The sequence below is a fragment of the Nostoc sp. ChiQUE01b genome, assembly GCF_034531255.1.
Lineage (GTDB): Bacteria > Cyanobacteriota > Cyanobacteriia > Cyanobacteriales > Nostocaceae > Nostoc.
Window position 1 is genome coordinate 45384 of the sequence record NZ_JAVRBM010000056.1, and the last position, 13807, is coordinate 59190.

Here is a 13807-nt window from a genome sequence, read left to right on the forward strand (position 1 = left end):
TGAAAAAAGAAGCAAATTAGAAAACAAGTGTAGCGCTTCCGAATAAATCAATCAGATGATCGCACAATGGCTCTCAAAAGCTTTTGCACAAAGTTTCAGGATTCTCCTTGCCGTTACATTTGTCAGTACTACATTTCCTGTGGTTGCATCCGAAGATAAGTCTAGTTCTAGTAATCAACCTAACCTGCTTCAAACTGAGATTACACAGCAGGATCTCAAAATAATTGAGCAATTAGTAGCTATTGCTGAACGCAACTCAGCCCAAGTGCTGGAAACAAAAGCTGCAATGGGATTGAATGCTTTTAGAGATGTCGTAGCTATCGAATTATCTCCAGCTCTAACTACGATTTCAACATCACCGGATTCTCCGTCTGAGCGCTCAAACAGCTTTTCCTTAACCGTCACAGTTGACCCGATTAAATTCATTAGTACTTTTGGGCAGCTTCCTGTTTTGCAAGCTCGTTGGAAGGAAGCTAGACAGCAAAAAAGATTAGCTATTGTGCAATATTATGTTGCCTATCTCCAAGCACGTCAAGCAGCTTTAATTGCCACTTATCAAATACAAAAATTTACTGGAAGCTCCAACATTGCCAGCCTTTATTCCCAAACAACTTTTCCTAAGAATGTCAATCATCTTGCTAATCCTGATTACGTTGCAGCTGCAACGTCTATGTTAGAAGCAAACACACGCGAACGATTGACATTGGAAGAACTAGCAGCTTGTGTTGGCTTATCTTCGCAAGAAATGGCCGCTATTTTTAGCAAAGAATAGATATTTGATCATGCACGTCTAACGCCACTAATTTTTAAAACATCACTCATGGTTACACAATAATTTGACAAGCCGAAACTATCAGGATTGATAAATTCTTCATAAGTAAAATGCCGATAGTTCATGCAAAACCGATCCCAAGCGGCCATCCGAATGCGGAACAGAACAATAATCAAATTAGCCAATGCTATAGATATGGGAATGCGAAAGTAAATCTTTTTGCCCAGATAAGCACAAACTTCTTTCACTGCTTGATTAGCAGTCAACGGTGCTTGACCTAAAACAAGCCAATGTGCTTGATCATTTTTGGCAGGATGATCGATCAAATATCGCACGACAGTGGCAATATCTCGTCCGTGGATAAAGTGAAAACTGCCATCTGCTTCTAAAAAGCGAATCAAATTGATATATTTCGTCACTTCTGTAATACCAGATGTGACAGGAGAATAGGGTTTATTCGCATCACCACCCAATACTAAAGTCGGAAATACTGTGGTAATTTTGGGTGCGATCGCTAATTTTTCTTTTTTCTGTAAGCAGTCATATTTGGAACGAATATAATCTGTCCCAATTTCCCCGGCTTCTTTTAATGGTTGATTGTAGCGATCCAAAACACTAGCTGTTGAAAAATAAATTACCTGCTGACAACGTTCTGGATCTAGCAGTTCGAGCAACTCTATAGTCTTGACAACATTGATATCAAATGTCTCATCACCACCCCAAGCTGTGGCTGTGAGTACCGCTATATCAATTGTGGATAGCAAATCGGCAAACTGGCGAATATTTTGCATATCACCTTGCAAAACGTTGATACCTGAACGTGCCTTGGTATCAACTTGCAGTTTACTTGGGTTCCTAACTAGTAGATACAGTTCGTAATCTGTTTCCTTAATTAAGGCTTCTGTTAAATAATGACCTATACAACCACTTGCACCAGTCACTAAAATCCGTTTCTGGCTCATAAAGAATTTATCAAAATTTAGGAGTTAAAAATGAAGAGTTAAAAATAAAGTTAAAAGTTCCGAATCGCAACTGATAACTTTGAAAATTTTAGATTTTGAATTTTGGATTTTGGATTGAAAGAAAAATCTAAAATCTAAAATCTAAAATCTAAAATTGCATAACTTCTAACCCTTAACTCCTGCCAGATTCAATTCCTTTGCTGTTTCAAAGAAGAAAGCGACATTTTCTTCGGGAGTTTCTGGTAAGACACCATGACCGAGATTGAGGATGTGACCCCAATTGCCAGCTTTGCGAACAGTATCGAGAATGCGATCGCGGATAAACTGTTTAGAGCCGAATAATACGCCTGGGTCAAGATTTCCTTGAACTTTCACTTGTTTACCCAATCTAGCCCGTGCGTCTGCCATATCTACAGCCCAGTCTACAGTGACGATATCAGCACCAGATTGTGCCATTCTTTCCAACACACCCGCACTACCGCTAACTAGCAAAATTAAAGGTGTGTCAGGATGGGTTTGCTTGACTTGCTGGAAAACTCTCTGCTGATAGGGGAGAGCAAAGGTGTCATAATCTTGAGGACTCAATTGACCCGCCCAAGAATCGAACATTTGCACAACTTGAGCGCCAGAGTCAATTTGATAGCGGGCATAAATGGCGATCGCATCTGCTAATTTAGCTAACAGTTGATGCAGTATCGTCGGATCTGAGAATGCCATGTTTTTGATAATGGAATAGGTTTTAGAACCTTTTCCCTCTACTGCATAAGCTGCTAATGTCCACGGCGCACCCACAAAGCCCAACACCGTTGATTTATCGCCTACTTCCGAACGTAGCGCTTGCAAAATTGTTTTGATAAATGGTAGAGCTGCTTCTGGTTCTAAAGGATGCAGACCTTCAATTTGTTCTTGAGTACGGAGGGGTGAGTGAATGATTGGCCCTTTACCTTCGGCAATATCCATGTCAATGCCCAAACCAGGTAATGGGGTGACAATATCAGAAAATAAAATTACTCCATCTGGCTGAAATGCTCTCCAGGGTTGCAAGGAAACTTCAATTGCCACTTCTGGAATTTCCGAGCGATCGCGAAACGAAGGATACTTTTCTCTTAAGTCTCGATATGCTTTCATATATCGTCCCGCTTGTCGCATCATCCATACAGGGGGACGATCTACTACTTCACCACGAGCAGCCCGTAAGAGATGAGGAGTCGTTGAATAAACACCCATTTATTACTTCATCCTATTTATGCCACTGTTTAGCTTATCATTCTGGGATTACGCTTTTCCAGCAGGTTGTTAGGAAAAGGTGAGTAGCAGAGCATAATACTAATATTATTTTATAAAGTTTTGATTATTGGATATATATCAATCCGATTTGATTCCTCAATTACTCGTAGAGACTAGGGACTGGGGACTGGGGATGGTGGGGCCCCCTCTGGGGATAAGAGGTAATGGGGACTGGGAAGAAGGAATAAAGGTGTACTGAGTTTTTTTCACGCAATCAAATATGAGTCCTATAAGCGTTCGGTTGGATTGACTACAGTATTAATACCAGCAAGCGCTACAATTTATTGTTTTTTTGGCTTATCTCATGAAATTATTGCTTTGAGTTCCACGTAGAAATGCATCTCTCACTTCTGCATCAAGGGAACGCATGAGGAAAACTGCATGACAAATAACAAATGTGTCTCTACGCTTGACGTAGAGACACATCCTTAAGGGTTTTCAACAGGGATCTGGATAAATTTATCCTTTCACAGTCGCTTTATGTTGTGAGCGTTTGAAAAGTGAAGTCATACCACAAGCACCTATTGCTAACACACCTAACATTGCACTAGGCTCGGGAACGCTCTCGGCTAGTCTATAAGCGTGGTTATCTGTTTCAAAGGCAATACCATCTGAGCGCATCACAACTCGGTCGAATGTTTCTCCTGTATCAGCTACAAGATTGACAAACATATTAGCTTCAGAGCTAGTCCAACTACCATTAGCTATAGCAGTTGGCACATCTGCACCACTAAAACTCTTTAACAACTGATTACCTTTGTAAATGTCAACAAAGTTGTAATTATCCAATGAGCCTGCATAAAAACCGAAGTAATTAACAGCTTTTTTGAAGTTAATGTTGACAAAACCACTGTCACCTGCAACACCACTACCTGATGGAGAAATTGTTAGATATTTGGTGTTATCCCCATAAGGTGAGGCGTATTGACCACCTTCACTACCTTGAACAATGTTAGAAGTAATATTAGAGTAAGTAACAAATCCATTAGGATCGTTTGCTGTGCCATCGTCAAAGGTGACAGTTTTGGCATCAGCGTAGGTAGAAAACGGGCCACTGTTGACTTGCAGAGTCACAGCACTAGCTGGATTTGCACTCGCGATCGCAATAGTTGTTCCGATTAAAGCCAATGATAATTTTTGTAGCATTCTAGTAATAAAGCTTGAAGAACACAAAGAGAATTAAGACTAAAATTTCCTTTAAACCTAGCTATGAAAAGCTGGCTTAATTACTCCAACAAACAAAAAGGAAATTACAAAGATTATTAGGTCTTTATATATAACTGTTGTTGAGTAAAACAAGCTCAAAGATGTAAGTTCATCTTGATGCTTTGTTATCCTATTTTTATTTTTATAACTCCCAAAAGGTACGGTATATATACTAAAGTTTATTTAAAGATTATGTGAAGGTTATTGTGTAATTCTAGTGGGTAGGACAAACGCATCTAAATTACTTTCGATTGCAATCAAGGTTAAGAACCAACAAAAAATCACCATTTCTCGTTTGCTTTAGTTTTCAAGACTCAAAACGATGTCTACGATCAGCTACCCCTAAATGAATAGGTTAATGAGATTATTTCCGACTCTATTGAGAATAGACTTATATTATTGACATAATATTCTCGCCTTAGAGAAGTCGCGAGTGGCGAGTAGCGAGTCGGGAATGGAAAATAGGGACTGGTGATTGAGAAATAGGGTAAAACAAGATGAATTGGGCATGGGGCTATTGATTATTTCCCCCTCATCTCCCCACTCTCCACTCTCCACTCCCCACTCCCCACTCCCCTAACTTCTTATGCAAACTGACTCTAACAGTCCCGATCGTGTTGCATCTGCTAATAACGAGCCTAATCCAGGAAAGTTTTTGATTCCGCGATCGCAGCGACAGAGGTTCTTTATTCAGTTTACTTTAATGACCCTCATCGGCTGGGTTGTGGGTGGCGTTGCTAGTATCGCTTTAGAGAAAATAGTTCTCCAAAATCTCTCACCTAACGTTGCTATCCAACCACAAACATGGAGTATTTTGGTTAGAAGTCTCAGTAATATTGTATTTGCCGTGATTTTCGCCGCCGATCAGAGCCTTGTTCTTTACCGATATTTACCGGGTTGGCAGTGGCTATTTGCTACTAGTGTAGGTTGGCTGATTGCCAATGGTGTTTCTACAGCCTGGATTAACTACATTTCAACCATTGCCTCATCATCTTCTGAAGATACTTTGATTTTTGGATTTTTGTCTGCGATCGCATATATAATTTCTGGAATTTGGCTAGGGATTTGCCAATGGCTGGTATTGAGGCGATATACAGCAGGCATTTGGTGGTGGAATTTTTTACCCTCAATCTCTTTCTTCTGGATCACTATTTTGGTTTGGTTGCTTTTTATTATGCAAAATTTGATTCCAGAAACCTACCGTACTCCCATACTATATTGGAGTGGACAAGGACTTACAGCAGCGATTTTAGGAGCCATACCAGCAATTGGTTTGTGTACATTAAAAAGAAATTTACATTGCAAAACTGGAGTTTCTTCCTAACTTTTATCGATATATTCCATAACCTTTATATTTATGACTCGCCCGCGCATTCTCCAACTTGGTGAAAGTTATACATTTAGTAAGTATTTTGAATTACCTTATGCCCCAGCAGATATCTTGGCGGAACTGGGATGTAGTTACGATCGCACATCGTTACAACTACCACAATATTCAGGTGTAATTGACTATTTAGAATTTTTACAGCGTTACTTACGGCGCAATATCATGCGCGTAAATCCTATCAGTGAAGCTGCAAAACGTGAAGTTTTAATTGCTCCTATTTTGTTGGAAATTTGTGACCAAACGCAAACTCAACTAAACATTGAGTACCCGATTAATGTTAGCGAACAACTCCAAGGAAGTTTTGATTACTATATTTTATCTTCCAATTCACTGTTAGTAGTTGAAGCCAAGCAATCCGATTTAAGCCGGGGGTTTACTCAACTTGCAGTTGAATTGATCGCACTTGACCAATGGACAGATTCGCAAACACCAACTTTGTATGGTGCTGTAACAAATGGAGAAGATTGGCGATTTGGAATATTTTATCGGCAAGATAAACGGGTTATCCAAGATATCAAACTTTATCGCGTTCCCGAAGGTTTGGAAGAATTAGTGCGAGTGCTTGTAGGAATTCTTACGAATGCTAGTAAGTAAGTCGGCGCAAATAAAGCTAACTGGTAAAGGCTGTCATTTGTCATTTGTCATTTGTCATTTGTCATTTGTCTTGAGTTCTTCTCTCCCAGTCCCCATTACCCCTTATCCCCAGAGGGGGCCCCACAATCCCCAGTCCCCAATCCCTAGTACCCAATACCCAGTCCCATCTATTTGTCATCCCAAATCAAATCTAAACGCTCTTGTGCTTTCTTGAGGGCTTTTTCAGCAGACTCTCCTAGTACTGTCGCTTCTATAGCTCGACCAAGACTGTCAGAAAGACGACTATATCCAGCAATAATTGGTTGAGAATGTGCCACAGGTAATTGGTCAAAAAACACTTTTAACACTGGTTTTTCATTGATGAATTGCTGATAAGCTTTGCTTTGAGCTGATGTGAGGGTAACTGGCAAAAAACCCGTCCCCATACTCCATGCTGTTTGGAATTCCTCGCTCAAAACATACTCTAAAAATTTGAATGCTGCTTGCTCTCTTGCTGGTGTGGTCTTCATCACAAAAAAGTTTCCAGTACCTGTGACTGTAGCAGCTTTGACACCTGCTGGTATGGGTAATACCTGATGATCGACCTCAGATTTCATGATTAACGTCCAAGGGCCTGTGATTTGCATTGCAACACGACCTGTAAGAAAAGCTTCCTCTTCATAACCTCGTTCTGGGGCAGAAAGCATTACTGAACCATCTTCGATCAGGTCTTGCCAAAATTTTAAGGCCGCGATCGCACCTGCATTCGTTAAATTCGGGCGATTATTAGTTACAATCTCGCCATCAGCACTATATAAAAACGGCAACCAACTAACCACAGTCCATCCACCTTTTCCTAAAGGCAGTAACATACCATACTGTTCAGGGCGGCCATCCCCATTGCGGTCTATAGTTAATTTTTTGGCAACTTGTCTCAACTCATCCCAGGTTTTGGGTATTTCTGTAATTCCCGCAGCTTTAAAAAGTTTAGGACGGTAAAAAATTCCAATATTACTGGTGTGCATTGGCACTGACCAAATATGACCATCTAACTGCATTTCTGACAATAAGTTAGGTCTAATGTCTGACTTAATAGGCAATTTGTCCAACCAATCTTCTAAAGGTTGAAGTGCCCCTAATTCCACAAATTGACCTGTATATTCAGGGTGAAATGACAGGATATCTGGGGGCACATTAGCAACAACTGATGTTAATATTTTTGGTAAATTAGGTTCCGGTTCAAACATAGACTCAACCTGAATATCAGGATGAGTTTGATTAAAATTATCAACTAATTTTTCAAAAATCTCTCGATGTGCAGGTGGATTAATAGCTTGCCAAAGTGTCAGATGAATTATTCCATCGTCTTTTTGTCTAATTCCCTGACAACTAGATAAAAATATCAGAGACAAACTCAGAATAATTCCTAAAATTGAAAGCTGACCACCAGAATTTGTCAATAAACACCAAAAATCTCTAATTTTAGAAGTTAGTAAATTAATATTCATACAAAATTTTTAGATATAAAGATAGTCCATTTAGCACATTATTCTTAATTCATTACACTGATTAAGAAACAACTTGTTCAATTAAACTTTCTAACTGGTTGGCACAGCTAGTTTCACTAAATAATTGTGCAATTTGCTCAGAGCAATCGATATTCTGCTGAGGAGTTTTTACATGGTCAATTATAGCTTCTGCTAATGCATCAACATCACTTTCTGGTACTAGAGTTCCACAATTGAGTACTTCAGAAATCTCACGCGGCCCAACTGGACAATCACTAGCAATGAAAGTTACCCCATTAGCTACAGCTTCGACAAGAACCATACCAAAGCCTTCAGAATGGGAAGCAAGTATAACTGCTCGACACAGTGAAAAGTAAGCTTTAGGATTGGGGACAGATCCTGCGAAAAGTACTATATCACGAATACCTAAAGAATTTGCCAAACCTTGCATCTCTACTTCTAAATCACCGTCTCCTAGCAAAATTAGTCGGATATTTGAGTAAGTTTCACTAGCTTTGGCGAATGCTTTAATTAAAGTTTTATGGTCTTTTGGATAATGGAATCTAGCAGCAGATACAAAGGTAATTAGCTGAGAGTTGTTTAGCCAAGACTCGGCTGTAGAATTGAGAGGTGGGTTTTTTGAATCAGGTGTTACTGGATTATAGGATATTACAATTCGAGGATGATTTAAGCCCAGTTTGAAAAATTTCTCATGGAGAGTTTTGCAAACAAAAACTATTCCACTAGCTTGTTTAATAGCACGCAGATGTATCCAATTATCAATATTAACATTTAAATTTTGGATTAATGCAGTTATAAGATTTATTTGGCGTTCAATCTTTGATTCCGAAAGATAATCGCTATGAATATAACTAATATATGGAATAGATAAACTTCCAGGGATAAATTTAGATAAATAAAATAGCTTAGTAAGAAATGCACTATGACAAATAATAATATCTGGTTTCTGTTCAGCAACAATCTTATTTAATTGTATCGTTACCCATATTTGGTGTATTGCCCCGCCAATATAAAATAAAGTTCCGGCAATTTTCATCACAATGATTATATGGGCTGATTTAAAAGATACTATCCAGCGTGGATCTAAATCAGTCATGATCACAGTAGAGACTTTATAGCCAGCCTTGACTTGAGAAGAAATTAGCGAATCAGCAACTTTTGGCGCTCCACCAATGTTATTCAAAACTATATGACAAATATGCATACTTGTAGTTAGATTTACTCACTTTAGCAAAATAAACAAACCCAAATTTAGTCGTGCAGAATGGCAGCAATAATTATACAGTCACCAGGGGAGCGAAGCAACAATTTCTGACTTATCTTCTCTATTTGTCTGATTTTATGAATGCTGTTCTAAAACACTTTTGGTAACACTGGTTTCCGCTCTTGTGTAAAGATATGTTTCTGGAAGAGTGACTTTTTGCGTTTTAAAAATTTTTGCTGCCCGATGCCAAAAGTCTGTATCCTCTCCATAGTGAATATTTTCAAAGCCCCCTAATTCAAAAAATACTTTTCTCTTGCCGAAGAATGTTGGGCCTAAAACACATTCTCGCAAATTAATTGTTTTACCTTGCTGAAAATAATCTGCCACAAAAATCTCTTCATCACTGGCAAATCCCCCTTCAATTAAATCAATTTCTGGATGATTTTTCATGTATTCAAGTCGTGATTCTAGATGATTGGGTTTGTAAGCATCATCACTATCGAGAAGGGTAATATATTTGCCAAAGGATGCCTGAATACCAGCATTTTTAGCGTAGGCTTGTTTTTTATTTTGATGTTTAAGATATCGGATATTAGAAAATTTCTGGACATAATAATTGACAACTTCAAAGGTATTGTCTTGGCTACCATCATCAACTACAATCAGTTCCCAATCTTTAAATGTTTGATTGATAACACTATTAATACCATTATCTAAATATTTGGCGCGATTGTAAGTACAGGTGACAACTGATATCTCTGGAACTGAATCAAATTTTATCGGACTCATAATAGATTCACACTAAAATTAAGTATTAGTACATTTACCACAGTATTTAGCAGATTATTCTGTAAGTGGATTATGACTGTTTAACCTGAAGCGAATCTGATTTTAACTTAATGTGGATGCGCGATCGCTAATATTCCTGCATCTCCATCTAAAGTTACCTCTACACCCACTGGTAAGGCTGCATTGGGATTATCATGACCAAAAGGCAAATCGGAGACAATCGGAATCCCCAAATCTCCCAGGCGATCGCGCAATACTTCTTCTACACTAAAACTAGATATCGTTGGTGGCGCTTCACAACGAGTAAAACCGCCCAAAGCAATACCGCAGACTTGAGACAAAGCACCGCTTAAACGCCACTGTGTCAACATCCTGTCAATCCGATAAGGTGCTTCGGTAACATCTTCCAAGGCCAGAATTACACCATCCAGATGTGGCAGGATTGGTGTACCCAAAAGGTGAGTAGCCACCGTGAGATTCCCTGGTAATAAAGTACCATTAACTACACCACCACCCCAACCGCAACCTTTGAGAGGTGTAAAAGAACTACCCTCTACCCAATCAAATAATCGCTTAATTGACCAATCTGACTCATCTGCGAAAGTTGTCATTACAGGGCCATGAACGCCGGAAATCCCTGCTGTATAAAGGCTCCATAATAAAGCTGTGATATCAGAAAAGCCTATGAGCCACTTGGGAAGCGCTGAGGTTGGCCAATTCCAATCTTCTAAGATGCGGGTGCTGCCAAAACCACCTCTGGCACAGAGAATACCACGACAATCAGGATCTTGCCATGCTGTTGCTAGCTGTTGACGGCGATTTTCGTCTGTTCCAGCTAGATAACCCCATTTGTCATCTATCTGGGGACTGACTTTTAATTGATAACCACGCGATCGCCAAATTTCTAGACTTTGTTTAAATTCCTCGAATTCTCGCAAAGCACCACTAGGGGCAATTACTCGTAGTAAGTCTCCAGGTTTTAGGGGCGGTGGTAAGATTTTGGCTGGCATGAAACAAGTTATGAGTGAAAAATAAGCTGATGCGCGTCTAGATTGTACATCTTTGCAGTTAGACTGTCCTTTGTCATTAGTCATCTGTCCTTTGAAATACAAATGACTAATGACTAATGACGAATGACCAATGACAGCCTTCTCCTGAAGGAGACGCTGCGCGAACACGATTAAATATACAAATTAAATCCGTAACAGCTTATCATATTAACAATGCTGCAACTGTGTTAACAACACAACAACTTCATCAATTGCCTGCCGTATAACTGTTGCAGACTGATCCGACTGATTCACAATAATACTAAAAACTAGCGGCTCATATTTCGGCGCATTCATATATCCAGATAGAGAAACTACACCCGTTAACGTACCTGTTTTTGCTTGCACAATGCCCTCAGCAGGTGTATCTTGAAAGCGGCCTTTCAGAGTTCCACTTTTACCAGCTACGGGTAAAGATGCGCGATATATATATGCTGTTGGGGTTTTTGCCATTCCCCGCAGAGTTTGGACAAAAGCTTCTGGTGTCACTAAGTTACGACGTGATAAACCGGAACCATCCACTAAAATATAATTTGTTGGATCGACCCCCAATTTAGTTAAACTTGCTTTGACAACTTCCAAACCGACATTAGCACTAGTCTGATTTTTCAGTCTGATTTTTTTCACAGCTAATGCTCTCAGCAATGCTTCAGCATATAGATTATTACTATTTAAATTAGTTTCTGCTAATAATTCAGCTAAAGGTGGCGACTCTACAAATGCTATTTCCCCTTGATTCACACCACCATTTACTACTAATGTTTGCCCCAGAGTAATTTTTTCTGTTGCTAAAGCAGTACGGAAGCGTCGTAAGAAGTAATAATTCGGATCAACTACAGGCAAATCTATTAAAGAGGGTTCTGAATTCGTTGCCAGTTGTCCTTGAATTTGTAATACTGTTCCTGACAATTCGCGGGTAACATTGACATAGCTTGGTTGATTTTGGGGAACGGTTACTGACTGATTAATTATCCGCCACTGTTTCGTTTCGCCAGGATCAATCCACACCACTTGCAAAGATTTACCTACAGCCTGTGGTACAAGTTTGAAGCTAAAAATATTTTGATTCAGAATAAAGCTGCTGACTGGTACGCCATCACTTGACTGCACATCTTCCCATTGCCAGGTGGGATTAACAATATCACCTTGAATATAACTATCATCAGCAATCAACTGCTGAATTTGGGTAATACCTTTCTGTTTTAACTGCTGTGCCAATGTTTGCAGTTCAGTATCACTTAAACTAGGATCTCCCCTGCCGACAACACGTAAAACACCATTACCATTCTGATAAATAGAGGTGCGAATCCGAAAATTAGCACCCAATTCTTGCAACGCAGCTGCTGTTGTCAGCAATTTGAGGTTAGACGCAGGAATAAAATATTTTTGAGCATCTCGACTGTAAAGAGTTTGTCGACTTGACAGGGGTTGTATCAAAATTCCCCAGCGCCCCCGACTAAATAAGGGACGATTGATTACAGCATCTATAGCTGTTCCCAGTTGGCTAGAGCAAATTGATTTTGTGGTAGTTGTTGGTACAACTGGGGTTTGTGCTTTCGCAACTCTAGAACTAAATCCTATCTGGCTAGTCAAAAATATTAACAAAACACCCAATGGTTGATTTAAAGTCTTAAGTCTCACCAATTTTCCTTATCCCAAAGACAGATATTTTTACCTTGCAAACAACTTATTTCTGGAGAGAGAAGAATTGGCTCAGTAAAGTTACTTAATTAGATCAGGAAGCCATAGTAACAATTGCCACTATGACTTCTACTGCGGTTGAGTATTTCTAAGTCTTGATTTAAATTCCGAACTAAACCTTTGCTTCCAAAGATTTGAGTAACTCGGTATTCACGCCTGACTCACGAGTTAGGGCAATTTTGCCAGTGCGGGCGATTTCTTTCAAACCAAATTTTTGTAATACTTGCACGATCGCTACCATTTTACCTGGATCTCCCACAACTTCTAAGGTGAGAGAATCTTCCGCCACATCCACGACTCGCGCCCGGAAAATCTGAGACAATTCGATCACTTCTGAGCGATTGCTGCTACTAGCATTCACTTTCAAAAGCATCAATTCCCGTTCGACACAAGGGGTTTCGGTAATATCCTGGACTTTTAGGACATTGACTAACTTATACAGTTGCTTTGTGAGTTGCTCGATAATGCGATCGTCACCAGGGACAACCATTGTAATTCGGGAGACTCCTCCTTGTTCAGCAGGGCCAACAGCAAGGCTTTCAATATTAAAGCCGCGACGCGCAAATAAACTAGAAATGCGGGAAAGAACACCCGCCTCATCTTCTACAAGAACTGAAAGGGTATGTTTCATCTTCGCCAACAGAGGCTAGAGCAGGAATTGAGTAATGCAGACACTAGCAAAGGGCAACGCTAGAACCTACTACCGCACTAAATTTTCAGTGCGACCTCCTATTGTAAACTTAACAGCTGCACTCATTGCATTCTCAATCAAGAAATTGTTTAGAAATCAGACTGCAAGCAAGAATTTCATTGAATATATATCTTTTCATTGACAGATGCAGCATTAGTTGTAAACCTTTTATACTCAGATTCGATAAGCCTCTAATAGGAGAAAAGTTTTTATGGGTTGGTTACAAAGATTGTTTGGAATGGAAAAACCTCAAAATGCAGAAGTAAATCCGGCTCCACAGGCTGTACAGCAAGCTCCTAGTAGTGATGTCGCTAGTGCTACGCAATCAATACCTCCAGAACGTCTGGGATTAAGCGGAGAATATGACCAAAGTGGTTTAGCAAAGCGAGTAGCGTTGGCATTTGATGAAGATCCCCAACTTGACGATGTTAATACCCTTTGGGTTGCTCAGACGGGTAGCACTGTAGTGTTGAAAGGTAAGGTTCCCAGTCAAGAAATTCTCAACAAAATGGTTTCTGTGGCGCGTTCTGTAAATGGTGCTACAGATGTAGATACTAACCAGGCGACGATTGGCTAGGTGCAAGAAGGCAGAAGCTTGAGGGAGATGAGGGAGATGAGGAAGATGAGGGAGATGAGGAAGATGAGGGAGATGAGGAA

General features: G+C 39.8%; 13 protein-coding genes. 4 read left to right on the forward strand and 9 right to left on the reverse strand.

Annotated elements, in window-relative coordinates:
- The first annotated feature begins 55 nt into the window (after window positions 1–55).
- The gene (locus tag RMY63_RS28625; protein WP_322731944.1) at window positions 56–772 is read left to right on the forward strand and encodes a hypothetical protein; all 717 of its coding nucleotides are present in this window, start codon (window positions 56–58) and stop codon (window positions 770–772) included.
- 8 nt (window positions 773–780) lie between these two features.
- On the opposite strand, the gene RMY63_RS28630 is transcribed toward RMY63_RS28625, so the two are convergent.
- The 3 genes from RMY63_RS28630 to RMY63_RS28640 form a co-directional block, all read right to left on the reverse strand.
- Window positions 781–1734, reverse strand: a complete 954-nt coding sequence (locus RMY63_RS28630; protein WP_322731945.1) for an NAD(P)-dependent oxidoreductase — start codon at window positions 1732–1734, stop codon at window positions 781–783.
- A 165-nt stretch (window positions 1735–1899) separates the two neighbouring features.
- Window positions 1900–2961, reverse strand: a complete 1062-nt coding sequence (gene hemE / locus RMY63_RS28635; RefSeq protein WP_322731946.1) for a uroporphyrinogen decarboxylase — start codon at window positions 2959–2961, stop codon at window positions 1900–1902.
- A gap of 519 nt (window positions 2962–3480) precedes the next feature.
- Complete coding sequence (locus RMY63_RS28640) at window positions 3481–4167, reverse strand: PEP-CTERM sorting domain-containing protein (protein WP_322731947.1); 687 nt, start codon at window positions 4165–4167, stop codon at window positions 3481–3483.
- Window positions 4168–4813: 646 nt separating this feature from the next.
- On the opposite strand from RMY63_RS28640, the gene RMY63_RS28645 reads away from it, so the two are divergent.
- Window positions 4814–5551 (forward strand): hypothetical protein, encoded by a 738-nt coding sequence (locus RMY63_RS28645; protein ID WP_322731948.1) that lies wholly within the window; start codon window positions 4814–4816, stop codon window positions 5549–5551.
- A gap of 33 nt (window positions 5552–5584) precedes the next feature.
- Window positions 5585–6208, forward strand: coding sequence for a hypothetical protein (locus tag RMY63_RS28650; protein WP_322731949.1), 624 nt, complete (start codon window positions 5585–5587; stop codon window positions 6206–6208).
- Window positions 6209–6375: 167 nt separating this feature from the next.
- Here the strand turns inward: RMY63_RS28650 and RMY63_RS28655 are convergent, their stop codons facing one another.
- The 6 genes from RMY63_RS28655 to ilvN form a co-directional block, all read right to left on the reverse strand.
- Complete coding sequence (locus RMY63_RS28655; RefSeq protein ID WP_322731950.1) at window positions 6376–7695, reverse strand: ABC transporter substrate-binding protein; 1320 nt, start codon at window positions 7693–7695, stop codon at window positions 6376–6378.
- A 61-nt stretch (window positions 7696–7756) separates the two neighbouring features.
- Window positions 7757–8920: a glycosyltransferase gene (locus tag RMY63_RS28660; protein ID WP_322731951.1), complete on the reverse strand. Its 1164-nt coding sequence runs from the start codon at window positions 8918–8920 to the stop codon at window positions 7757–7759.
- A gap of 135 nt (window positions 8921–9055) precedes the next feature.
- Window positions 9056–9709, reverse strand: coding sequence for a glycosyltransferase family A protein (locus RMY63_RS28665; protein WP_322731952.1), 654 nt, complete (start codon window positions 9707–9709; stop codon window positions 9056–9058).
- A gap of 107 nt (window positions 9710–9816) precedes the next feature.
- Window positions 9817–10719 carry an LD-carboxypeptidase gene (locus RMY63_RS28670; RefSeq protein ID WP_322731953.1) on the reverse strand — a complete coding sequence of 301 codons (903 nt, stop codon included), beginning with the start codon at window positions 10717–10719 and terminating at the stop codon, window positions 9817–9819.
- A 207-nt stretch (window positions 10720–10926) separates the two neighbouring features.
- Complete coding sequence (gene dacB, locus RMY63_RS28675; RefSeq protein WP_322731954.1) at window positions 10927–12399, reverse strand: D-alanyl-D-alanine carboxypeptidase/D-alanyl-D-alanine-endopeptidase; 1473 nt, start codon at window positions 12397–12399, stop codon at window positions 10927–10929.
- Window positions 12400–12571: 172 nt separating this feature from the next.
- Window positions 12572–13090: an acetolactate synthase small subunit gene (ilvN, locus tag RMY63_RS28680; protein ID WP_104905365.1), complete on the reverse strand. Its 519-nt coding sequence runs from the start codon at window positions 13088–13090 to the stop codon at window positions 12572–12574.
- Between the two features lie 271 nt (window positions 13091–13361).
- Here ilvN and RMY63_RS28685 point away from each other — a divergent pair, with 271 nt between their 5' ends.
- Window positions 13362–13727: a BON domain-containing protein gene (locus RMY63_RS28685; protein WP_322731955.1), complete on the forward strand. Its 366-nt coding sequence runs from the start codon at window positions 13362–13364 to the stop codon at window positions 13725–13727.
- Window positions 13728–13807 lie beyond the last annotated feature (80 nt).